Genomic DNA, 21,815 nt, shown 5'->3' with positions numbered 1-21,815 from the left:
CCAGCACCCGATCCGCGCGGCACGACTGCGCCCGACCCCACCGATCTCCCGCGGGTACAGCGGTGCGCAGGCCGGAATATCTGGATGGCGGAGGGCGACACCGTCTGATCGCCAGACCGCGACGCCGGATCCCGATGCCGCCGGACTACCTTCCGGCATCAGCACATCACCTCATCCCACCGCTGCAACCAAGCGCGCCGCGGCCAAAGCATCGGCCCACCACTGCAACTGGTCGAGCATCGCCAGCGCCGCCGCAGCGGGCTCGTCCGGCTCCTGAAGCCGACCTTCAGCGTTGAAGAGCAGGTAGTAGCGCGGAAACGACACGTAGTTACGGACGGTATGCGCATTGAGCTCATTGAAGATCTGCCGCAAATGTTCGATGGCGAGCAACCCGCCACTCGCGCCGCTATACCCGACGAAACCTATTGCCTTGGCATCCCATTGGGTGTAGTGCCAGTCGATGGCGGCCTTCAGCGCGGCCGGAATGCTGCGGTTGTAGTCGGGCGTGACGATCACGAACGCGTCCGCCGCCGCGAGCCGCGCGGTGAGATCGACCATGCCCGCCGGCCGCTCGGGATTCGGATCCATCGCCGGTGACACGGCGGGCAACGCCAGCGGCAGGTCCGCCTCCGCCAGGTCGATGACGTCCACCTCGAACGCGCCGTGCCCCCTGGCGTGCTCGGTGAACCATTCGGCCACCACCGGCCCGAAGCGTCCGTCTCGAACGCTGCCGATGATCACCGCGAGTTTCAATGCCGACATCTCAATTCCTCCCACACATTCGGCGACCGGTCTCGGCCGCAGGTCCCAATCTGCTGGCCGCCGCGACTCCGAGGAAGACCGCCGCAAGAGTGGTAGTGACAGGGACACCCTCCGGCCGCCGCCGCTTGTTACCTTCGATGGGTGAGTGACAACGAGCTGGGCCTATTCCTCCGGACCCGCCGCGAGGCGGTCACTCCGGCCCAGGTCGGCCTGGCCGCCGGAGCACGCCGCCGCACGCCCGGCCTGCGCCGCTCCGAACTCGCCACCCTCGCCGGCGTAAGCGTCGAATACATCACTCGACTCGAGCAAGGCCGCGATCGCCGTCCCTCACCGCAGGTTCTTTCCGCGCTCGCCGACGCACTCCGCCTCAGCACGAGCGAACGAGTGCACCTGCACGTCCTCACCAAATCCGCCGACGCGGGCTTCAACTGCATGGGCGGCGCCCAGCCGCGGCGCGAAGTGCGCCCCGCGGTCCGCGCCATCCTCGACCGCCTCGAACCCGCGCCCGCGGTGATCGTGAACCGGCTCACCGAGGTCCTCGCGCACACCGACGGCTATCGGCGTCTGATGGCACCGTTCGGCCTGCTCGACACCACTCCGGCGAACCTGGCCCGCTTCGTCTTCGCCGACCCGCGCGCCCGCGATGTCTATCCGGACTGGCAGCACCTCGCCGACCAGACCGTCGCCACCCTCAAACACGGTCCCTTCCGCAAGGATCCGCACATCGCCGCGCTCGCCGACGAACTCACCGTCACCGTCGGCCCGGAATTCACCGATCGCGTCGAGACCGTCCCCAGCCTCCCGGCCGCCACCGGCGTCACCCGATTCGTCCACCCCGACGCGGGCCAGCTGCGCTTGGCCTATGAGATCCTCGATCTCTCCGCCGACGACGATCAGCGCCTGATCGTCCACCTCCCCGCCGACGAATCCACCGCCACCGCACTCGACAAGCTCGCGGGCCGCCGCCCCGGCGCCCTGCGCGCGGTCTAGCTCCGAGCGCAGGCCGCAACCCATTCGAGCCGCACTGCTTCTCTGGTAGCTGCGCCATACCAGTAGGCTTGACCATCGTGCATCCTGACGTTTCCGCTGATCTCGCCGAACTCGACGCCACCCTCAAGACGGTCGAATCGGTCCTCGACATCGAGGAGCTGCGCCGACGCATCGACGAGCTCGAGCACCAAGCCGCAGATCCCGATTTGTGGAACGACCAGGATCACGCTCAGCAGGTGACCAGCGAGCTCTCGCACGCGCAGGGCGAACTGCGTCGCGTCGAGGAATTGCGGCAGCGACTCGACGATCTGCCGGTGCTGTACGAACTGGCCGAGGGCGAAGAGGGCGAGTCGAGAGAGACCGCGCTCGCCGACGCCGACGCCGAACGTGCCGCGCTGCACGGTGACGTGGAGGCCCTGGAGGTCCGCACGCTGCTGTCCGGCGAATACGACAAGCGCGACGCGCTGGTCAACATCCGCTCCGGCGCCGGTGGCGTGGACGCCGCCGACTGGGCCGAGATGCTGATGCGCATGTACATCCGCTGGGCCGACCGGCACAAGTACTCCGTCGAGGTCTACGACACCTCCTACGCCGAAGAAGCGGGCATCAAGAGCGCCACCTTCGCGGTGAAGTCGCCCTATGCCTACGGCACGCTGTCGGTGGAGATGGGCACGCACCGCCTGGTACGGATCAGCCCGTTCGACAATCAAGGCCGCCGCCAGACCTCGTTCGCCGAGGTCGAGGTGCTGCCGGTGGTCGAGACCACCGATCACATCGAGATCCCCGAGGGCGACATCCGGGTGGACGTGTACCGCTCCTCCGGCCCCGGCGGACAGAGCGTCAACACCACCGACTCGGCGGTGCGCCTGACACACATCCCCACCGGCATCGTCGTCACCTGTCAGAACGAGAAGTCCCAGCTACAGAACAAGATTTCGGCCATGCGCGTGCTGCAGGCCAAGCTGCTGGAACGCAAACGGCAGGAAGAACGCGCCGAGATGGACGCGCTCAAGACCAACGAGGGCGCGTCCTGGGGCAACCAGATGCGCTCCTACGTGCTGCACCCGTACCAGATGGTCAAGGATCTGCGGACGAACTACGAGGTCAACAATCCGTCGGCGGTGCTCGACGGCGATATCGACGGCTTCATCGAGTCGGGCATCCGCTGGCGCATGCGGGAACCGAGCTAGATCGTTGCGGGTAGTGCAATCGCCGCCGCACGCGGGCGCTCGCGGGGAATCGTAGGGCGTACGGCGGTAACCTGTCTGGCGTGCGTCCAGTTGGGAGTTCAGTCGAGGTGTTGACCATGTCACTCGCAACGACCTCGGAAACCACGAACTGGCTACGTTCCAACGGGCTCGAGATCGTGTTGTTGATTCTCGGCGCCATCCTGTTCAGCCGGTTCGCGACGTTTCTCCGGGATCGGATCACCCGCAAGATCGACGCCGAATTCCGTGGCGGCGACGCGCTGGTGCGCACCGAGGCGGCCAAGCACCGGCACGCGCTTGCCCAGGTGGTCACCTGGGTGGTGCTGACCATCGCCTACGTGCTGATCGGCATGGAGGTGCTGCGCCGGCTCGGCTTCGAGGTGACCGGCCTGGTCGCCCCCGCCGCGGTACTCGGTGCCGCGCTCGGTTTCGGCGCGCAGCGCATCGTGCAGGACATCCTGGCCGGGTTCTTCCTGATCACCGAACGGCAATACGGGTTTGGTGACGTAGTTCGCATCGCGGTGACTGGAGCCGCGGAGATGGCAGAGGGTACGGTCGAGGACGTCACGTTGCGGATCACCACACTGCGCAATTCCGACGGTGAAGTGATCACCGTGCCCAACGGCCAGATCGTGAAAGTGACGAATCTGTCGAAGGATTGGGCACGCGCCGCGATCGACGTTCCGGTGTCCGCGAGTGCGGATATCACCAGGGTCAACGAGATCCTGCACGAGGTCGGTACAAAGGCGTACGAAGATCCTCGACTCAAACCACTGCTACTCGACGAGCCCACCGTGATGGGCGTCGAGGATCTGACCGTTGACCAGATGAACATCCGAATGGTTGCCCGCACCTTGCCGGGCAAACAGTTCGAAGTCGGACGCGAACTGCGGGTGCGAGTAGCCGCAGCGTTGCGCCGGGAGGGTATCAGTGAGACCACGTAGAACCATCTCGCTCTTGAAGGAAGCGGTGCGACCCACCGCACTGCTCAAGGAATCGAGACCACGTCGATCCACCGCGATCCTGATCGCAACCTGGGTCGCCACGTTCGTGCTTTACCTGTTCGTCAAGCCCGATCAACCTTTCACACCCGGCTCCGAGCCCAACCTGAACACCGTTCCCGCAGCGGTGAATCCGGCGCTCGCGCCACGCTGAGCCAGACAAACGCCACGCTGAGCTCGGCGGACTCGCCGGGCCTCGGTGATCTTCCCCAGACTTCCCAAAGTCCTCGGGGCTGATCGGGTTGCGGTTCCGATTCACACGAACGCCAGCGTCTGCCCCGGCGCCGCGTCGAGCTTCCGACGCCGAAGCATCGCCAGCGTGGCGGGACTCACGTTGACGCGCTGACTGACGGTCTTGCGCACGTCTTGCCGATACGGCTTGCACCGAACTCCATGCGCCCCATAATCGACGATCGTTCCGGCTACAACCCCTGTGGTACCGTCGGCCCATGAGTGGGGGCAGGGGCGGCTCAGAGCTATCGGTCATTCCAGACGAGGTGACGGCGTTGGGCAAGTACGCCTACGACCTGGCCGACATCCTGCGGTCAGCGCTGAGATCGGCCGCACTGGAGGTCGCCACACTGACCTCCAGTGAATGGACAGGCTCGGCATCCGATAGTTACGCGACCGGTTGGAACGAAGTCCACGACGGCGGCGAGAAGATCATCGAAGCACTGTCGAGCATGGCGTCATCTCTCGGAGTTACCGCGCAGACCATCACCGCGCATGACAACCAATTCGCCAGCGAATACTCCAGCCTGGACCTTCCGTGAACGACGCCTTCAGTGTCGACCTCGACCAGCTCGACAAAATCGTGTCCCGCTTGGCCGGGCTTGCCGGATTCATCGCCGAACACCTAGATACCCTCGATCAGAAGGTGGCGCAGGTCCACGCTGGATCGTGGAGTGGCGCCACCGCCGACGCACATCGCGCCGCCCACAGCCAATGGACGACGGCCGCGCAGGAAGTCAATCAAGGCGTCGTCGATATGAGTACCGCCGCTCGCAACGCTCACACTCAGTACACAGCGGCCATCGCGGCCAACGTCACCATGTTCAAGCGGGGCTGAGCGGGGCTGATCGAATGGCATTGGTCGTTGACCCGATCGTCTACTACGACAGTGCCAAGAAACTGTCCGACCTGGCCGACGAACTCGACAAGGCTTGTAAGACCCTGACCGGGTCGCTGGCGGCGACAGGCTCGATGGCTGGAGCGACCGACAGTGCCTTGGCGTGGGCAAAAGGGTACGACGCACGCGCAATCAGCGCGACCGATACTGCCCACAGACTCGGCCAGTCCATGCGCTATTACGCTGGACTTCTCCAACTGGCCGGTTACAACCACTACGTTGCCAACTTCAACGCCCAGGTCAACCCCAACTGGAATGCCGCGCCGGAACGACCGGCCGATCCCGTGGTACCGACCTCGTCCAATTGGCAGTACCCGCCAGCGGCTGGAGGCAGCGGACAGGGCCTGGAAACGTGCATTCCGAATCTTCTGGAACAGATCGGCATTCCCGTTCCGGATGGGCATACTGACAGGCTCAAGGCCGCCGCTGAGGCATGGCACGCCTTTTCCAATTGTGCGGCCGTCACCGACGCGCAGCTCATCATCGGCTCGGCCATGGCGCACATCAACGACATCAACTCCCCTGAAATCCCAGACATCCGCGAAAGCCTGGATTCACTCAGCACTGTTGCCAGAAATCTCGCTCTGTCCACCTACTCCCTCGAAGCCGACTGCAACAACCACAGGGATGAACTCGAGAAGATCCGCAAAAAGATGAAGGATCTCTTGGATGAGCTGATCGAGTTTATCGAAGAGTCCATTGTCGTCAACATATTGGTAGACATTGTTTCCGCTGGCGTCGGGTTCTTGTTGGGAGCTGCCACGGCCGCCAAGTGGGCCGTGGAGATAGAGAGATGCGCCAAGGCAATTGCCAAGGTCATCCAAGAAAGCAAACTGGCACGAATCTTCGAGAAGGCCGCCAAGGCAGAGGATGAACTCGCCGCCGCCGCCGGCGATCTTAACAAAATCGATTCACTCGCGGTCAAGACGCTCGACAGCAAGGTTGTAGCAGCCGAAAGAAACGCTACCATTCAGTCGAGCGAAGCCACGGGACAGGGGGTGACTCGGCAGCAGGCCGATGAAATCATCCGGGAAGCCGAGCGAACTGGATCCGGCCTGAAGTCTGACAAGTACCACCGTTCAGCCACCTTCGCCGCCGAGGACATTGGAACCAAGGGTATCGTGTTCGATATAGTAGGTGGTGATGGGACTGCGCGAACACTCGTCCAGATGCCCGGTGAGCTCAATGGCGTGACGGGAAGATTTGAGTGGATCCTTCAGGACGGAAAAGTGACACACCAGATGTTCGTGAAGAACGGGACAATCAATGGAAAGCCGATCACGCCATGAGCGATAAGTTGATACAGTTCGAGATTCCAGCCTCGTTCATAGAAGCGAGAGCGAGACTGACCCCGCGTGAACTCCACTACGGATTCCGGAACGATTGGATATCCGATAAAGGCGTGGTCCAGCTTGCAATGGGAAATATCGTGAACGAGATCGAGCCCATGCAGACCGTTGAGTCGCTGTCCTTGCTCCTTTCCGATGAACTGTATAAAGTTCGCGACTTGATCGACGGCCTAGTATCCGACGAAATAGGAGTATGGGTATATCTCACGGTTGCTTGGGTTTGCGAGAATCCATCGGCATTCGACGATGACCCATTCAAGACGATTGAGATGCTGTACGCGGATTTCGACTATCCGACCGCAATGGAGCCATTCATACCGTTCATGCCTCCACCTGCGGATTCAACCCCTGGTATTGCAGGACTTGAACAGCGACTGCGCGAATATTTGACGGGATGCTGGGAGCAGTACCACGTTGCTCGCAGTCCGGAGTAATCCCTCCGTCAACGCTTAGGCATGCCCCCGCAGGCGGAAAATTCGTCCTGCTACATCTCATCTATCTCGCGGAGCAGGGTACCGCCCATAGAGTCGCGCACTGCGTCTGGAGCGCGCAGGCTCACCAATTCACGCAACCTTTCACACCCGGCTCCGAGCCCAGCCTCAACACCGTTCCCGCAGCGGTTAATCCGGCGGTCGCGCCACGCTGAGCTCGGCGGACTCGCCGGGCCTCGGTGATCGGCAACGCGGTGTACCCAGCGTTGCTGGCTACACTGGCTCCCCGTGATCACCATGCGGAACGTCACCAAGTCGTATAAGACCTCGACGCGACCCGCGCTGGACAACATCACCGTCGATGTCGACAAGGGCGAGTTCGTCTTCATCATCGGACCGTCCGGCTCGGGCAAGTCCACCTTCATGCGTCTGCTGTTGAAAGAGGAGAGCCCCACCGCGGGGCAGATACAGGTTGCCGACTTTCGAGTGGACCGGCTGCCCGGCCGTAAGGTGCCGAAGCTGCGCCAGCGGATGGGGTGCGTGTTCCAGGATTTCCGGCTGTTGCAGCAGAAGTCGGTGCACGATAATGTCGCGTTCGCGCTGGAGGTGATCGGCAAGCGGCGCCAGTTCATCGACCGCACCGTCCCCGAGGTGCTCGACATGGTCGGTCTCGGCGGCAAATCCGATCGACTACCGTCCGAGCTTTCCGGTGGCGAACAGCAGCGGGTGGCGATCGCCCGCGCCTTCGTCAACCGGCCGCTGGTGCTGCTCGCCGACGAACCGACCGGCAATCTGGATCCGGACACCAGCGGCGACATCATGATGCTGCTGGAGCGGATCAACCGGATCGGCACCACGGTGCTGATGGCCACCCATGACAACCACATCGTCGACGCCATGCGCAGGCGAGTGATCGAACTCGATCGCGGCCGCCTGGTGCGCGACGAGGCGACCGGTGTCTACGGGGTGGATCGCTGATGCGCGCGAGTTTTCTGTTCAGCGAGGTCTTCGCCGGTCTGCGGCGCAATGTCACGATGACCATCGCGATGATCCTGACCGTCGCGGTCTCGCTCACCATGCTCGGTGGCGGCCTGCTCGCGGTGCGGATCGCCGACAAGACCGAGCAGTACTTCCTGGATCGGCTGGAGGTGCGGCTGTATCTCACCGAGGACGTCTCCGCCAACGACCCGGACTGCTCCCGCGATCCATGCAAGACACTGATGGCGGACCTGAAGGCGACCAAGGACGTCGAGTCGGTCCAGTACCTCAGCCGCGACGACGCTGTCCGCGAGGCCAAGGAGAAGACGTTCAAGGACCAGCCCGAGCTGGCCAAGTACGTCAGCGAGACACCGCTGCCCGCGTCGCTGCGGGTGAAGATGAAGAACGCGGAACTGTATCCGCAGATCTACGAGAAGTTCTATCAGCGACCGGGCGTCGGCATGGTGCGCAACGACAAGGACATCGTGGACCGGCTGGTCAGCCTGTTCGACGGGCTCCGCAATGCCGCGTTCGGGCTAGCCGTGCTGCAGGCGCTTGCCGCGCTGCTGCTGATCGCGAACATGGTGCAGATCGCCGCGTTCACCCGGCGCACCGAGGTCGGCATCATGCGGTTGGTCGGCGCGACCCGCTGGTACACCCAGTTGCCGTTCCTGTTGGAGGCGGTGGTCGCGGCGCTGGCCGGTTCGCTCGTCGCGGTGGGCGGGCTGCTGCTCGCGCGGCCGTTGGTGATCGATCGGGCGCTCGGAGATCTGTTCGCCAGCAAGGTGTTTCCGCGCATCACCGGTGACGACATCGCGATGGTCGCGTTGGTGATCGCGCCGGTCGGCATCGTGTTCGCCGCGCTGACCGCGTATGGAACGTTGCGGTATTACGTGCGCGAATAGCGTTGAGCCACTAGGGAGAGCCGGTCCAGAGTTCTGGGCCGGCTCTCGTTGGTTATCGGCCTGAGTGGACACTTTCCGTGTCGCGGAGCGAGATTCAGGCTCGTGGCACCGAAGAATGTCCGGCAAGACCGGTCAGCTCGCTGGCATTGCGTCCCTGAGCGAAGCGCGCTTCACGGCGAGCAGCTCCCGCTGTCGCTCGAGTGCGGCGATCTTGTCGTCCAGGTCGCTGTGGCGGCTTTCGACAACGTCCAGCGACATGTCGCAGGCTTGAATCCGCTTGTTGACGTGGTCGATCGCGCAAGGCATCAAGCTGCGGATGTCCTCGGTCGACAGACCCGCGGCCAACATGTCCCTGATGTGGCCCACCTGTTCCGGCGCGTCCTCGGCGTATGATCGGTAGCCGAGCGCGTCGCGCTGCGGTTGCAGCAGGCCCTGTTCCTCGTAGTACCTGAGCAGGCGGGTGCTCACCGAGGTGCGGCGCGCCAGTTCTCCGATCAACATATGACCTCGCTCACCCTCGACTTGCCTTCACACTCATGTGAATTCCTAACTTGGCTGGCATGACAGCAATTCCCCTGCGGACCACGGTGCACGGCACCGGACCCGGCCTCGTCCTCGCACACGGGGCGAGCGGCACCATCGAGACCAACTTCGGCGCGCTGATCCCCGCACTCGCCGCGACGCATACCGTGGTCGCCTCCGACTATCCGGACAGCGATATCCCGCTCACCCTCGATGGTCTCGCCGACGCGCTCGTCGCAGCCGCGGTCGATGCCGGGGTCGAGACGTTCACCATCGTGGGTTACTCCCTCGGCAGCGCGGTGGCCGTGCGGGCCGCGGTGCGCCATCCGGACCGGGTGCGCGGACTGATCCTCGCCGCGGGATTTGCCAAGGCAGACAACCGCGCTCGCCTCGCCGTCCAGATCTGGCAGGACCTGCTCGACCGGGGTGACACCAGCACGTTCGCCCGTTTCGCCCTCGCGCAGGCCTTCAGCGCCGCATTCTTCAACGACCTGCCCGCCGACCAGGTCGACGAACTCGTGCGGGTCGGCGCGACAACCATTCCGGGTGGCACGCGCCAGCAGGCCGGCCTGGTCGAAATCGTCGACACGACTGGCGATTTGGGGCGCATCACCGTGCCGTCGCTGGTCGTCAATGCCACCGAGGACCTATTGATCGATCCGGCGAATTCACGCTTTCTTGCCGAGGCCATCCCTGGCGCGGAATACGCCGAGATCGCGGCGGGGCATGTGCTCATGGCCGAACAGCCCGATCAGTGGCGCAAAACCGTCGAACACTTCCTCACTCATCACCGCCTGTAGTTCAGTCACCGAACGGGAGATGGCGGCGAGTGGGTGCGGCGTCATGTCCCGTTCGACGCCCGATGCCGCCTCAGTCCGGTGTCTGGAGGTCAGCCCAGGTGTTTGGCGTGTGGCCACAGCTCGGACCAGGGGGCGCGGAGGTTTCGGCAGATGAACAGGGGTGCGCCCTGTTCGTCGTTGTCGATGCCGCGGGTGTTGTCGATGCGGCCCGCGGGTTCGACATCGGTAAAGGCGCGCACCAATTCGTCTCGATCGATGCCGACCGCGAGCACCTCGGTGGCGGTGTCGCTCGGTGGCCCCCACCACCAGTAGGAGTTGTGACCGGAGTGGGGTTTCGGCAGGTTGTAGGGTGCGCCGAACCGTTCGATGGCACCGGCCTCGCCGTAGTTGGCGGTGAGGATGGCGACGTCGCCGCCGAGTCGCGCACGTGCCTCCCCGACTTCGCGGGTGAACTCGGGCCAGCCGATCGTTTCGCCCGCGTCATAGTTGATCGCGAGGACCGGTGAGTCCTTCAGCATCGAAATCGGCAGGACCGGCAGGAACAGGACCGCCGACGAGATCATGTTCACCGTGACCACGAAACTCACTGCTGCCCAACGCATTCGTCGCTGCCCCAGCCATGCGGCGAAGGGAACCGCCCCCGCCGCGAGCAGGATCGGATACATCCCGCCCAGGTAGTACGCCTTCCCGCCGGTCGCCACGAACAGCACGAAAAGCACGCCGTACGCGACCGCGAAGGCGCGATACCGGCTGTCCCGAGCCAGTCGCCACAAGCCGAACGCCCACAACGGCACCAACAGCGGTCCGATCAGCCCGAACTGCAAGAGCACGAACATGATCGGCGAATCCGACGTCCCGGAGGAACCGCCCGCGATCGCCTGGCTCATCTCCCACTGCGGCCACCCGTTGCGCGCCTGCCACACCAGATACGGCAGCCAGAGCAGCACCGCGATGCCGATCGCCATCGGAAAGAACTTGGTGGCAAACAGCTTTCGTGGCCCGAACACCAGCATTGACACCAGCAACGCGAGCACCGGGAAGATCAGCAGCAGTTTGTTCTGCAGCCCGGCACCGATCACCACACCGATCACCAGCCACCACCGTGGACCGCTGAGCCACCACGCTTTTGGGCGTATCGACCCGGACTCCGCCAGCCGGTCGGCCTCGTCGGGTGCACCGCGGATCAGCTTCAGCACCATCAGTGACACCACCGACCACGCGGCCAGATCGAACACGGCGGTGCTCAACACGTGCCCGGTCCCCATGACCACGGCCGCACTCGCCACCGTGGCGGCAGCCAACGCCTGGGCGCCCCGCCCGCCACCGAACTCCCGCGCCATCAACCCGGCACACACCACGACCAGGGTGGCCGCGAGCACCGCGGGCAAGCGCAGTATGAATAACGAATCGGGATCGATCGCGGCCATCGCCTTGGCAATGAGCGGCGTTAGCGGTGGCTGATCCGGGTACCCCCACGAGAGGTGGCGGCCAGCCGCCAAAAAGTACAACTCGTCCCGGTGGTACCCATACCGCGGGGCACCGGCGAACAGGACAGCGGCAAACAGCACCGCGACGATGGGCACCCGCTCAGCCTGGCACAGATAAGCGGCGTATGCTGCACCTCGACGCGGTTCTTACTCTGGAGTAAGATAGTCTTACTCAGGAGTAAGATAGCCGGGGCCAAGACCTCACCCCACCCACCCGAGAAAACAGGTGATGATGAGCACTCGAGACAGCGCAACGAAGCGAAGTCCAGACACGTCCGCAGTCGGCCTCAGCCACCCCAAGCGGGACTGGATGGGCGCGGCCATGCGGGTGATGACGACCATTACCGGGTCGGAGCTCGCCGAGAAGTACAACCTGCGCAAGCCGATCGAGCGAGTCACCTACGAAGGCACCAAGACCGGTTTCCGCACGCTCGGCGCCGCCACCCGTGCCTTCGCCAAGGTCACCGGTAACGGCCAGCCCAAGCGGCTCGCGCCGAACGAGGCGAAGACGAAGGACTTCTTCGACCTCACCCCCAGCGACGAGCAGCAGATGATCGTCGAGACGGTGCGGGAGTTCTCCGAGGAGATCCTGCGCCCGGCCGCCTACGACGCCGATGCCGCCGCGAAGGCCCCACGCGACCTGCTCGAGCGCGCCGCCCAGCTCGGCATCACGCTGATCAACGTCCCCGAGGAGCTCGAGGGCGCCGCATCGGAGCGTGGCGCGGTCACCAATTCCCTTGTGGCCGAGGCGCTTGCGCACGGTGACATGGGCCTGGCGCTGCCGATCCTCGCGCCGAGCGGTGTCGCGGTCGCGCTGTCCCAGTGGGGCACCGACGCCCAGCAGAAGACCTACCTGCCCGCCTTCACCGGCGAGAACGTGCCGCAGGCCTCCGTGGTGATCAGCGAGCCGCGCGCGCTGTTCGACCCGTTCGCGTTGCAGACCAAGGCCGTTCGCTCGCCGAGCGGCTACCGGATCTCCGGGCTGAAGAGCCTGGTACCCGCCGCCGCGGATGCCGAGCTGTTCCTGATCGCCGCCGAACTCGACGGTCGCCCTGCGCTTTTCATCGTTCCGTCGGACACCCCGGGCCTGGTCGTCGAGGCCGACCCGAGCATGGGTCTGCGCGCCGCCGGTCTCGGTCGCCTGCTGCTCGACAATGTCGCGGTCGGCACCGAAGCCATCCTCGGCGACGGTGACGCCAAGCAGCGCGCCGAGGACTACGCCGACGCCGTTCGGCTGGCCCGCCTCGGCTGGGCCTCGCTCGCGGTCGGCACCGGACAGGCCGTGCTGGACTACGTGATTCCGTACGTGAACGAGCGGGAAGCGTTCGGTGAGCCGATTTCGCACCGCCAGGCGGTCGCCTTCATGGTCGCCAACATCGCGATCGAGCTCGACGGCCTGCGGCTGGTCACCCTGCGGGGTGCCTCGCGCGCGGAACAGGGTCTGTCCTTCGCCCGTGAGGCGTCGCTGGCCCGAAAGCTGGCCACGGACAAGGGAATGCAGATCGGTCTGGACGGCGTGCAGCTGCTCGGCGGCCACGGCTTCACAAAGGAACACCCGGTCGAGCGCTGGTACCGCGACCTGCGGGGCATCGGCGTCGCCGAAGGCGTCGTGCTCATCTAACCGGCTCGTTCCTTACCTTCCAGGAGACTTCCCATGATCAATCTCGAACTCCCCAAGAAGCTGCGGGCCAGCGCCAACCAGGCCCACCAGGTCGCGACCGAGATCTTCCGGCCGATCTCGCGCAAGTACGACCTCGCCGAGCACGAGTACCCGGTCGAGCTGGACACCATGGCCGCCATGGTGGAAGGCCTCGCCGACTCCGGCACCCAGAAGATCGGCGGCGCCGCGGGCGGCCGCGAGGACGACAGCGAGTCGGACGCGCACGCCACCGAGCTGCTCGGAAACAGCAACGGCGGCAATATGTCCGCGCTGCTGAACGCCCTGGAGACCTCCTGGGGTGACGTCGGCCTGATGCTGTCGATCCCCTACCAGGGTCTTGGCAACGCGGCCATCGCGGCCGTCGCCACCGACGAGCAGCTGAAGCGTTTCGGCAAGGTGTGGGCCTCGATGGCGATCACCGAGCCGTCCTTCGGCTCCGACTCCGCCGCCGTCACCACCACCGCCGTGCTGGACGGCGACGAGTGGGTGCTCAACGGCGAGAAGATCTTCGTGACCGCGGGCCAGCGGTCCACCCACATCGTGGTGTGGGCATCAGTGGACAGGAGCCTCGGCCGCGCGGCGATCAAGTCGTTCGTCGTGCCGCGTGATGCCCCAGGGCTTTCGGTGGCCCGGCTCGAGCACAAGCTCGGCATCAAGGCCTCTGACACCGCCGTGCTGCTGCTGCAGGACTGCCGGATTCCGAAGGACAACATCCTCGGTAGCCCGGAAGTCAACGTGGAGAAGGGTTTTGCCGGGGTCATGCAGACCTTCGACAACACCCGTCCGCTCGTTGCCGCGATGGCGGTCGGCGTCGCCCGTGCCGCCCTCGAGGAGCTGCGTGCCGTCCTGACCGACGCCGGTGTCGAGATCTCCTACGACACCCCGCCGAACAACCAGCACGCCGCGGCCGCCGAATTCCTGCGCATGGAAGCCGATTACGAGGCCGCCTACCTGCTGTCGCTGCGTGCCGCGTGGATGGCCGACAACAAGAAGCCGAACTCGCTCGAGGCCTCGATGTCCAAGGCCAAGGCAGGCCGCACCGGCACCGACGTCTCCCTCAAGGCCGTCGAACTGGCCGGCGCCATCGGCTACTCGCAGCGCACCCTGCTGGAGAAGTGGGGCCGCGACTCGAAGATTCTGGACATCTTCGAAGGCACCCAGCAGATCCAGCAGCTCATCGTGGCTCGCCGGGTACTCGGCAAGACCAGCGCCGAGCTGAAATAGCCTGCTAGACAACAGAAATCCGGTGCGAGTCTGGTTCGTGGCTCGCACCGGATTTCTGTTTGCACGGTAGTTCTGCACCCGGATTTCTCGATCTCAGGCCGTCACCAGGCCGTCATCGGTCGGTAGAGTCCATGCGCTCGACGCGTCGTCCACGGCCTGACGGGCACGCTCGTTGCTGGACGAGATCAGGTGCGTATACACCCGCAACGTAAACCCTGGGTCCTCGTGACCGAGGAAGTCCGCTAGCTCCTTGACCGACACACCACGCGCAAGCAGTTTCGATGCGTACAGGTGCCGGAGGCCGGAATGCATGCCGTCAGCCCGCGGCCGGTACTCGAGCTTTGCTGCGCCGAACGCGGGCTTCCAGACCACCTTGTTGAACAGGTCCCCGCTCATCGTGTGGCCCTTCTCGTCAGTGATCAACAAGGACACGGTGATCGGATCGCCATCCGGGCTCGCCCACGGCAACGTCACCGGTTGAGGCGGATACAGCTCTATATGGCGGTCGATGTCATCCAATACCTTTTGCGACAGCGGGACGTATCGGGTCTTCTCCCGCTTGGGTAACGCGAACATCAAGACGCCCTTGACGAACTTCACTTGACGCTGGATATGCACCGTCATGGCCTCGCGGTCGATGTCATCGGGCGAGAAGCCCAAAATCTCACCTTGACGCGGTCCGAGCCCGGCACCGATCGGAACGACGATCGCGAATCGCGGCTTCAATTCCTTCAAGCCCTGCCGCACTGCCGATATCCGATCATCCGGCCACACAACGACTTTCGGACTACGGGCGACTGGTCGGCGGACCGTCTTCGCCTGGCACGGGTTCTCCCGGATCAGCTTGTCGTCCACCGCAGAATCCAGCACGCCGGAGACGATTCCGAACAGCACGTACATGTAGTTGTCGGAGTACTTGCGCTCCTCGAGCTCGCTCACCCAATCGCGGATAGTCGCCGGTCCGATTCGCCCCAGCGGCAACTTGCCGAACGTCGGATAGATACGGGACTCCAGGCGGCTCCGCAACGTCTCCCTCGTCGCCGGGTCGGTCGACTGTGCCTTGTACCAGCTTTCCGCTTGCTGCCGAAAGGGTTTGGTCGCAGCGCGTGGGTCGATGTACTTACCTTCGCGCTTGTCGGATTCGACCTCGATCAAGAAGTCATCGGCGCGCTTCTTCTCCCGGTCCGGGAACGACTTCGACCGTTCGATGCCATCCGGGTCGATGTAGCGGACCCGATAGCGAAGCCCACGCCCGTACAGCTCGGTCTTTTCCATGACCGGTTTGCCGCGCCCATTGACCACGACTTTGTCGTTCTCGTCGCGCTGGGGTCGCCACCAGCGATCGTCTACGTGTCCCATCAGGCTGCCTCGTCCATGTCGGCCCAGGCCCGCAGCCGGGCAGGGTTGTAGCGCAAATGGCGGCCGACCTTGCGCACTGGCGGGCCTTCCCCGAGCCATTTCCACTGGTAGAGCGTCTTGACGGGCACGTTGAGGAAGTACGAGGCTTCCTCCACCGTCCATAGCCGATCGCTTGGTAGTTCCATGATCGAGTCCTCCCCTATGCCGCTTGCTGAGTTGCCGAAGTTTCTTGCGCACCTGGTGGATCGGCGGCAAGTTGCGCTCGCATCAGTTGCGCCCGCCAGGTGGTGCGTTTGGCGATCGCACCCAGGATCAGGTGTTCACGCAGGGGCCGGGACTTGTCGCCCGCCTCGACCGGGGTGACCTTCAGGTGTGAGGTGTCGGCTTGCTCGATTCCGGCGTCGGCGAGCAGTTGCCGAACAAACTCGACTCGGTCTTGTTTGTGGTCGATGAGGGTCTTGCCCGACCAACGCCGGGAGACCAGGACGCGGCGACCGGGCAGGCCGAGGGTGTCGCGGCGGTGTGCTTTGCCCCGGCAACGGCCCGGTACGGTTTTGTCGCTGGCGCCCTGGGGGACGATGCCGTATTCCAGCCACACCGCGCAGCGAGGCGAGCACGGCACCGTCTGAAGCTGGGCGTGGAGGCGGTCGTAATGCTCTGCGGCCCGATCTGACTGGGCTTCAACGATTTCGCTGATGGACTTGGTCAGGTATTTGGTGACGTAGCCGATGGTTCGGCCGGCCTTTTCCGGGATCACGCCCTTGATGCTTTTGCGGTCCATCTGGGCACCGAAGCGCACCACATGCGCAGGCTCGAGGTCGTCTATCTGGTCGAGGGTGTCGAGCGCGTCGTCCCAGTATTTGAGTGACTGCTTGGTGTCGGGGTCGATGAAGGTCGCGCGTTTGTGATCCCAGACCGGCTGGAAATCTCCGCCGTAGACGCGGTTCTCGGCGTTGAAATACGGCCACCACACCTGGTGGTAGGTCGCCGCGGTAACCAACTTCAGGATCTCGCGCGAGATCGCACCCCGGATCAGGATGTGCAGGTGCGGGGCACCCCGTTTCTGCGGTTCCACGGTGGCGAAGTACTGCACGTCGCGACCGACCGCCCGGCGCAGGTTCTGAATCCACCGGTCGACCAGCTTGGAGAAGAACACGATGTCACGCGCGGCACGAACGTAGTCGTAGCCGTCGATGTTCACCGGTGAACCGTCGGAGACCGGGTTGCCTTTCTCATCGACCCCGGCGCCGTCACGGTTGATCCGTCCGTAGGAATCCATGGTGAGGGTGACGAACATCGAGGGTTGGTGCTTACCGGCGAAGACCTTGCCCACCGTGGTCTTGGTGACCTTGCGGCGAGGCAGGTCCGGGACGTCCTGACGGCGACGAGTGGAGCGCCGACGCCGACCCTTGGTAGTGGCGTCCAGACCCGGGAGACGCCCACGTAGACCGGTTTCGCGCAGATCCTCATCCAGCCCCGCTACCACCGCACGCAGATGGGCAGCGAGGTCCTCGGCCGCGTCGGCAACAGCGGTCCGATATTGAGCCACGAGATCGGCTCTGTCAGTGAGCAATTCGACTTGTCTGTCGGTCGGGTCACTGGCGGGGTCGACTGGTTCGGTGCCGACGTGCCAGCCTTCGCGACACTGAGCGAACCGCAGCAGCCAGTGCGATTTCGCGCACGCAGGGCACACCGATTCGATCGTGGACTTGCACGGGGACCCTTCGTAGGTGACGGTTCCGGTCTTGGGGTCTTCGACCCGCATCGCGATCGGCCGTTTACACACCTGGTATTGCTCGGCAGCAGCTTGAGCGACCTCGTAGAGGTTGGGTAGGGCACGGCGTTGAGCCGCCGTTCCCCCCATCTTGGGTAGGTCGGTGGAGACGTTCATCAGGCAACGTCCTTCCGGAAGCCAGGGTCGATACGGGGCATGGCGACGGGTTCGGCGAGGGCATCGGTGTAGCGGAATCCCAGCTCGATCACGCCGGGGCCGACGACAGTGGCGCGGCATTCCAGGGCCTCGAAGGTGTGGGCCAGGCGCTCGACGCGGTTTTCGTAGTCGGCGGGGCATTGACCATCGAGCATCTTCACCCTCACCCAGTCCATGCCGTCACCGATCTCGGCCAGGAGGAGCCGCGGAACGAACGTCGACGTTTCAGCGGTCACGGTGAGTTTGCAGGCTTCTAGTCGCTTGTCCCAGCGCAGCCGGTAGCGCCACCAGCGCAGGAATCGGGCACGTGCGCGTCCGGTGAGCCACCGCTCGAAGGTCTCCGGATGCTTCGCACGCCAGAGCACCATCCCCGCGATGGACACCCCGACCACCACGACCGCCCACGACGACCCGAGGAAAAGGCCGGCCGCGACAGCACCGGCGACCGGAACCGAGACCATGGGAAACAGCACCGCCCACCAAGCCGCCACCACGGCGAGTTTGACGATGTGCCACAGCAGCATCAACAGGGCTTCGAGGATGACCTCAGCCGGTTCTTTGTGTGTGTCAGTGGTTTTCGTGGCCATCACTGGGCCTCCTTTTCGTACAGATCCAGTGCCAGCTGAGTCGGCACCGGGGTTTCATCGCTCCATGTACGCCAGTTCGCGGTGTCCGAATCCCGGTACACCACAACGGCTTTGAGATTCTTGACTATCTCGAGGTTGCAGGCGTAGAGACTCGCGTCGTTGACGTTGCGGGCCTTGGGCAGCGGGCGTACCGCCAGTCCGATCAGCACGCCCCACTGCACCTGCTTACGACCGCTCACGCCGCCCAGGCCTGATCATCGAAACCGGTGTCGTCGTACCATCCGGTAGCCCCGCCGCCCTCTACCAGCAGGCGCACCGAGCGCAGCCGGATCGCGGCATCGATCTCGTCGGAATCGAATCCGTCGTTGTCGTCAGCGAAGTGAATGGTCATGACAGGGCCTCGATTTCAGGGATGCCGCACACCATGCAGGTGCGCAGACGGGTGGAGATACCGAGCAGGCGTTTGCGGGTCTGCCAGGTGTCGGGGTACTGGTGCCCCATGCGGTCGCAGTGATCGGCGGCGATGCAGCCGTCACACCAGATCCGGTCACCGTCATAGATCCAGCCGACACCGGCCGATCGGGCTTGGATGTAGTCCACGGCCTGTTGGGTGGAGTCGAAACAGATTGATTCGCCAGTGTTTTCGGTGTAGACGTCGCCGCACATGTCGCAGTAGACGACGACGTGGGTTTCGGTCACGAACCCTCGTTTCATGGCTGTTCACCGCCTTTCTGAGCCGGGAGGCAGCCACCGCAGAGGGCGCAGCAGCCGCGGAGTGATCGAGGCATAAACGCGCACGTCGCGGGTGCTGTGCCGGGCCGGGTAGGTGCCGCTGGTTTCCAGGTCGAACCCGAGTTCGTTCAGCAGCGCCAGCAGCTCGTTGACATAGGTAGCCGGGCCACACACACGCACGCTCACCACCGGGCGGGCCGGGATATCTCCCATGCTGGTCATGCCGCCACCCCGCCCTCGTCGTCGCCAAGGTCATCGGGGTCGAAGTCGCTGTAATCGCCTTGAGGGGCCAGGTCGATACCGTGGTCGGGTGCGTAATGCTCGACCAGGTAGGCGATGTCCTCGCGGGTCACGTGGTAGGAGCGTGCCCGCACGATGTTGGGGGTGCTGTCTTCGCGGACGTAGGCGACACCTGGTGTGTTGTAAGGGATTTCATCGCAGCGAGCGCCACGATCACGAGCCGAGGCACCGTGCACCATCCCGATCTGGGTTTTCTCATCCAGGCGCAACGCGATACGGACCGGGATCAGCTGCCGCATGGGCAGGGTTTCCTTGGAGGGGTCCTGCACGCAGGTGATCACGCAGAACCCCGGAGCGCGGCCCTGGGTGAGCAGCTTGCCGTAGTGGCGTTCGAACTTCTCGATCAAGGGCTTTTCGGCGTAGGAGGTCATCGATGCCGCCTCATCGACAATGACCACGATCAGCGGCTCTTTCACGGTCGGGACGTGCTTTTCGATACCGGCTTCGCGGCAGTGGTTGGCGCGCTCGAGCATCAGCGCTTCCGCGTCGCCCATCATCGAGACGATGCCCTCGTCGGTGAATTCGCAGCGGGTCATGAGCTTGCGGCCCCGCCAGAACTCCATGCCGCCCTTGGGATCAGCCACCCACAGTTCGACCAGTCCGGCCTTGATCGCGGGAGCCAGTCCGGCGATGATCGCCCACACCAGCCCGCCCTTACCGGCGTTGGTGCCACCAGCGATCAGCAGATGCCGATACAGCACCGCCAGCCACCAGGTGTCCCCCGATTCCAGGACACCCACTGGGATCGCCTCCAGGTCCACATCATTGGGGACCGTCACCGGCGCCGTTGCCGGGACCGCGAGAGTGTCGAACACCCTCACCTGGAGACGAATCCAGCTCGACGCGGGCGAGGACACTGTCACCTCAGCCACTCCGAGGTAGGTGGCGAATTGGGCCAGAACGTCGTCGTTGTTCCAGTCCTTGAGCTTCTGCCCGCCCAGCATCAGCACGTCGGCATGCAGGCCGTGCGCGTCGTAGTCCCAGGATTCGATGTGCGGGAACCCGGACTCCGCCGATCCCAAGTCCAGGGCGGCCAGCATCATGTTGGTTTGCAGCGGATCAGCCAGAATCGTGACAGCGGTCCGTAATTCACGCGGAGCGACCGCAGCGAGATCAGCGACGGTTTGCGGGCGCACACCAGCACCGAGGGACCGCATCCACATCAACGCACCCGCACCGATCACTGCACCACCACCAGCCACGACGAGTTCAATCAGTGCCATCACCGCTTACCCGCCTCAGCCTCGAGAAGCGCCACCAACGCGTCATCGCATTCCGAGCAGCCGCACGGGTCGCACGTGATGTCGCGATACGGAATCGGTTCCAGCGCTGCACCTTCGGCGATCCGGCCGTCACGCACCGCAGCCGCCAGCAGCTGCACGAGTTCTTCAGCCGCGTCCACGCTCATCACGAGCAACGGCATTCGACCGGCGGTGTGATGCCCGCCCAGGGTCAGCCACACCAGCCCCTCGTACTGACCCTCGGTCGTGTACTGGTACTCGCCCCTGGGCACGTAACGGGCAGCAGTGGAGCCGTAGCCCTCGACCCCGGTTCCGAAGATCCGGAACGACACCCGGCACGCAGGGTCACGCGAGACCCAGTAGTTTTCGGCTTGGACCATCTCGTTGCCCGGCATCACAGCAGCCCCCGCAACGGCGCGAACGACAGTGACACCGAATGTTCAGCGAGCACGTTCGGTGTCGCCTCGGCCAGCAGGCGGGCATCATCGAGGCTGAGCCGGATTTCGGTTCCACCGACTAGGAACGACATCCGAGCCGCGGACTCGACCGGTTGAAATGGTGATGCCGCAACGTATTTCACGTTCCGCAGCTCACCAAGGATCGGAGTATTCATCACCGCTTCCCCTTCGACTTAGGGGTACCGGTGGGCTCGCATTCCCACAACGTGAAGCCGATCAGCGGCGGCCCATCAGCGCAGTTGGCGTCCCGGAACGATGCCTTGGGAACGTCCTCGCAGAACATCACGCACCCATCGGTAGGGGTGCTGGTGTGATAGGCCACCGGGGCCGGTGAACGGTCGGAGGTCAGCAAGACCGCTGTCGCCATGATCGCGACCGCAGGCGCACCGAGCACAGCCACCAGAAACGGCGGGTGGACAACGCGTTGAGTAGTCGTGGACATCACGCCGCCGCCTTCACATCAACCGCGGCCGCGTTGTTGAGCGAGCGCAGAAGCCGCGCCATCATCACCAACGCGGCAGCCATCTCCGGATCACCGTTGGCCGCAGCGTGTTCGGCCAACACCACCGGCAGGCTCGCCAGGACCGATCGAGCATCAGTGATGGACAGGTTCAGCCAGGCGTCGCCCGACCCGGTCAGATTGATATCGACCGAAGCCGGAATCGATCCGCCGTCGACGCCGTCGTACAGGCATGTCGGGCGATACCCGACCTTCACACCATCCGTCCGTGACGAACTCGTGGATACGCTCATGAAAGACAT

The 21,815-nt window shown here is 64.3% G+C and carries 29 protein-coding genes; 13 read left to right on the top strand and 16 right to left on the bottom strand.

The window, feature by feature from the left end:
- Positions 1 to 171: 171 nt before the first annotated feature.
- Positions 172 to 762 carry an NADPH-dependent FMN reductase gene (locus tag ACIA8C_RS36340; RefSeq protein WP_397142772.1) on the bottom strand — a complete coding sequence of 197 codons (591 nt, stop codon included), beginning with the start codon at positions 760 to 762 and terminating at the stop codon, positions 172 to 174.
- A gap of 141 nt (positions 763 to 903) precedes the next feature.
- Between ACIA8C_RS36340 and ACIA8C_RS36335 the strand changes: the two genes are divergently transcribed.
- The 10 genes from ACIA8C_RS36335 to ftsX all read left to right on the top strand — a co-directional run bounded on the left by ACIA8C_RS36335 (position 904) and on the right by ftsX (position 8,753).
- Positions 904 to 1,752, top strand: a complete 849-nt coding sequence (locus ACIA8C_RS36335) for a helix-turn-helix domain-containing protein (RefSeq protein ID WP_397142770.1) — start codon at positions 904 to 906, stop codon at positions 1,750 to 1,752.
- Between the two features lie 77 nt (positions 1,753 to 1,829).
- On the top strand, positions 1,830 to 2,942 hold the full coding sequence (gene prfB, locus ACIA8C_RS36330; RefSeq protein ID WP_396992907.1) for a peptide chain release factor 2: 1,113 nt from the start codon (positions 1,830 to 1,832) through the stop codon (positions 2,940 to 2,942).
- Positions 2,943 to 3,058: 116 nt separating this feature from the next.
- Positions 3,059 to 3,904: a mechanosensitive ion channel family protein gene (locus ACIA8C_RS36325; protein WP_396992906.1), complete on the top strand. Its 846-nt coding sequence runs from the start codon at positions 3,059 to 3,061 to the stop codon at positions 3,902 to 3,904.
- A 13-nt stretch (positions 3,905 to 3,917) separates the two neighbouring features.
- Positions 3,918 to 4,115 carry a hypothetical protein gene (locus tag ACIA8C_RS36320; RefSeq protein WP_397142768.1) on the top strand — a complete coding sequence of 66 codons (198 nt, stop codon included), beginning with the start codon at positions 3,918 to 3,920 and terminating at the stop codon, positions 4,113 to 4,115.
- A gap of 295 nt (positions 4,116 to 4,410) precedes the next feature.
- Positions 4,411 to 4,734 (top strand): WXG100 family type VII secretion target, encoded by a 324-nt coding sequence (locus ACIA8C_RS36315; RefSeq protein WP_397142766.1) that lies wholly within the window; start codon positions 4,411 to 4,413, stop codon positions 4,732 to 4,734.
- The gene (locus ACIA8C_RS36310; RefSeq protein WP_397142764.1) at positions 4,731 to 5,030 is read left to right on the top strand and encodes a WXG100 family type VII secretion target; all 300 of its coding nucleotides are present in this window, start codon (positions 4,731 to 4,733) and stop codon (positions 5,028 to 5,030) included. The genes ACIA8C_RS36315 and ACIA8C_RS36310 overlap by 4 nt, the downstream gene beginning before the upstream one ends.
- A gap of 14 nt (positions 5,031 to 5,044) precedes the next feature.
- Positions 5,045 to 6,379: a hypothetical protein gene (locus tag ACIA8C_RS36305; protein ID WP_397142762.1), complete on the top strand. Its 1,335-nt coding sequence runs from the start codon at positions 5,045 to 5,047 to the stop codon at positions 6,377 to 6,379.
- A complete protein-coding gene (locus tag ACIA8C_RS36300; RefSeq protein ID WP_397142760.1) occupies positions 6,376 to 6,873 on the top strand; it encodes a DUF2247 family protein in 498 nt (165 codons plus the stop codon). The genes ACIA8C_RS36305 and ACIA8C_RS36300 overlap by 4 nt, the downstream gene beginning before the upstream one ends.
- Positions 6,874 to 7,158: 285 nt before the next feature.
- Positions 7,159 to 7,848, top strand: a complete 690-nt coding sequence (ftsE, locus tag ACIA8C_RS36295; protein WP_396992792.1) for a cell division ATP-binding protein FtsE — start codon at positions 7,159 to 7,161, stop codon at positions 7,846 to 7,848.
- Complete coding sequence (gene ftsX / locus ACIA8C_RS36290) at positions 7,848 to 8,753, top strand: permease-like cell division protein FtsX (protein WP_396992791.1); 906 nt, start codon at positions 7,848 to 7,850, stop codon at positions 8,751 to 8,753. Before ftsE ends, ftsX begins: the two co-directional genes overlap by 1 nt.
- Positions 8,754 to 8,885: 132 nt before the next feature.
- Here the strand turns inward: ftsX and ACIA8C_RS36285 are convergent, their stop codons facing one another.
- Positions 8,886 to 9,254 carry a MerR family transcriptional regulator gene (locus ACIA8C_RS36285; protein ID WP_397142758.1) on the bottom strand — a complete coding sequence of 123 codons (369 nt, stop codon included), beginning with the start codon at positions 9,252 to 9,254 and terminating at the stop codon, positions 8,886 to 8,888.
- 59 nt (positions 9,255 to 9,313) lie between these two features.
- Between ACIA8C_RS36285 and ACIA8C_RS36280 the strand changes: the two genes are divergently transcribed.
- Positions 9,314 to 10,075: an alpha/beta fold hydrolase gene (locus ACIA8C_RS36280; protein ID WP_397142756.1), complete on the top strand. Its 762-nt coding sequence runs from the start codon at positions 9,314 to 9,316 to the stop codon at positions 10,073 to 10,075.
- Positions 10,076 to 10,164: 89 nt separating this feature from the next.
- Here ACIA8C_RS36280 and ACIA8C_RS36275 read toward each other — a convergent pair whose 3' ends face one another.
- Positions 10,165 to 11,658: a hypothetical protein gene (locus ACIA8C_RS36275; protein WP_397142754.1), complete on the bottom strand. Its 1,494-nt coding sequence runs from the start codon at positions 11,656 to 11,658 to the stop codon at positions 10,165 to 10,167.
- Between the two features lie 130 nt (positions 11,659 to 11,788).
- On the opposite strand from ACIA8C_RS36275, the gene ACIA8C_RS36270 reads away from it, so the two are divergent.
- On the top strand, positions 11,789 to 13,183 hold the full coding sequence (locus ACIA8C_RS36270) for an acyl-CoA dehydrogenase family protein (RefSeq protein WP_397142752.1): 1,395 nt from the start codon (positions 11,789 to 11,791) through the stop codon (positions 13,181 to 13,183).
- Between the two features lie 33 nt (positions 13,184 to 13,216).
- Positions 13,217 to 14,446 (top strand): acyl-CoA dehydrogenase family protein, encoded by a 1,230-nt coding sequence (locus tag ACIA8C_RS36265; protein ID WP_397142750.1) that lies wholly within the window; start codon positions 13,217 to 13,219, stop codon positions 14,444 to 14,446.
- A 93-nt stretch (positions 14,447 to 14,539) separates the two neighbouring features.
- Here the strand turns inward: ACIA8C_RS36265 and ACIA8C_RS36260 are convergent, their stop codons facing one another.
- From ACIA8C_RS36260 to ACIA8C_RS36200, 13 genes are read right to left on the bottom strand one after another with little or no spacing between them, the layout of a single operon-like run.
- Positions 14,540 to 15,805 (bottom strand): tyrosine-type recombinase/integrase, encoded by a 1,266-nt coding sequence (locus tag ACIA8C_RS36260; RefSeq protein WP_397142941.1) that lies wholly within the window; start codon positions 15,803 to 15,805, stop codon positions 14,540 to 14,542.
- The gene (locus ACIA8C_RS36255; RefSeq protein WP_397142748.1) at positions 15,805 to 15,990 is read right to left on the bottom strand and encodes a helix-turn-helix transcriptional regulator; all 186 of its coding nucleotides are present in this window, start codon (positions 15,988 to 15,990) and stop codon (positions 15,805 to 15,807) included. The genes ACIA8C_RS36260 and ACIA8C_RS36255 overlap by 1 nt, the downstream gene beginning before the upstream one ends.
- A 14-nt stretch (positions 15,991 to 16,004) precedes the next feature.
- On the bottom strand, positions 16,005 to 17,696 hold the full coding sequence (locus tag ACIA8C_RS36250; protein WP_397142746.1) for a replication initiator: 1,692 nt from the start codon (positions 17,694 to 17,696) through the stop codon (positions 16,005 to 16,007).
- A complete protein-coding gene (locus ACIA8C_RS36245; RefSeq protein ID WP_397142744.1) occupies positions 17,696 to 18,322 on the bottom strand; it encodes a hypothetical protein in 627 nt (208 codons plus the stop codon). The genes ACIA8C_RS36250 and ACIA8C_RS36245 overlap by 1 nt, the downstream gene beginning before the upstream one ends.
- A complete protein-coding gene (locus tag ACIA8C_RS36240; protein ID WP_397142742.1) occupies positions 18,322 to 18,561 on the bottom strand; it encodes a hypothetical protein in 240 nt (79 codons plus the stop codon). Before ACIA8C_RS36240 ends, ACIA8C_RS36245 begins: the two co-directional genes overlap by 1 nt.
- Complete coding sequence (locus ACIA8C_RS36235) at positions 18,558 to 18,713, bottom strand: hypothetical protein (protein WP_397142740.1); 156 nt, start codon at positions 18,711 to 18,713, stop codon at positions 18,558 to 18,560. Before ACIA8C_RS36235 ends, ACIA8C_RS36240 begins: the two co-directional genes overlap by 4 nt.
- Positions 18,710 to 19,021: a hypothetical protein gene (locus ACIA8C_RS36230; protein ID WP_397142738.1), complete on the bottom strand. Its 312-nt coding sequence runs from the start codon at positions 19,019 to 19,021 to the stop codon at positions 18,710 to 18,712. Before ACIA8C_RS36230 ends, ACIA8C_RS36235 begins: the two co-directional genes overlap by 4 nt.
- 21 nt (positions 19,022 to 19,042) lie before the next feature.
- Positions 19,043 to 19,276: a hypothetical protein gene (locus ACIA8C_RS36225; protein WP_397142736.1), complete on the bottom strand. Its 234-nt coding sequence runs from the start codon at positions 19,274 to 19,276 to the stop codon at positions 19,043 to 19,045.
- Positions 19,273 to 20,577: an FtsK/SpoIIIE domain-containing protein gene (locus ACIA8C_RS36220; RefSeq protein ID WP_397142939.1), complete on the bottom strand. Its 1,305-nt coding sequence runs from the start codon at positions 20,575 to 20,577 to the stop codon at positions 19,273 to 19,275. The genes ACIA8C_RS36225 and ACIA8C_RS36220 overlap by 4 nt, the downstream gene beginning before the upstream one ends.
- Positions 20,577 to 20,990 (bottom strand): hypothetical protein, encoded by a 414-nt coding sequence (locus ACIA8C_RS36215; RefSeq protein ID WP_397142734.1) that lies wholly within the window; start codon positions 20,988 to 20,990, stop codon positions 20,577 to 20,579. The genes ACIA8C_RS36220 and ACIA8C_RS36215 overlap by 1 nt, the downstream gene beginning before the upstream one ends.
- On the bottom strand, positions 20,990 to 21,208 hold the full coding sequence (locus tag ACIA8C_RS36210) for a hypothetical protein (protein WP_397142732.1): 219 nt from the start codon (positions 21,206 to 21,208) through the stop codon (positions 20,990 to 20,992). The genes ACIA8C_RS36215 and ACIA8C_RS36210 overlap by 1 nt, the downstream gene beginning before the upstream one ends.
- Positions 21,208 to 21,495, bottom strand: a complete 288-nt coding sequence (locus tag ACIA8C_RS36205) for a hypothetical protein (protein ID WP_397142730.1) — start codon at positions 21,493 to 21,495, stop codon at positions 21,208 to 21,210. Before ACIA8C_RS36205 ends, ACIA8C_RS36210 begins: the two co-directional genes overlap by 1 nt.
- A complete protein-coding gene (locus tag ACIA8C_RS36200; RefSeq protein ID WP_397142728.1) occupies positions 21,495 to 21,806 on the bottom strand; it encodes a hypothetical protein in 312 nt (103 codons plus the stop codon). Before ACIA8C_RS36200 ends, ACIA8C_RS36205 begins: the two co-directional genes overlap by 1 nt.
- Between the last annotated feature and the right edge of the window lie 9 nt (positions 21,807 to 21,815).

Source organism: Nocardia sp. NPDC051321, from assembly GCF_044455225.1.
Lineage (GTDB): Bacteria > Actinomycetota > Actinomycetes > Mycobacteriales > Mycobacteriaceae > Nocardia.
This window is presented reverse-complemented; position numbering and strand designations above follow the sequence as displayed.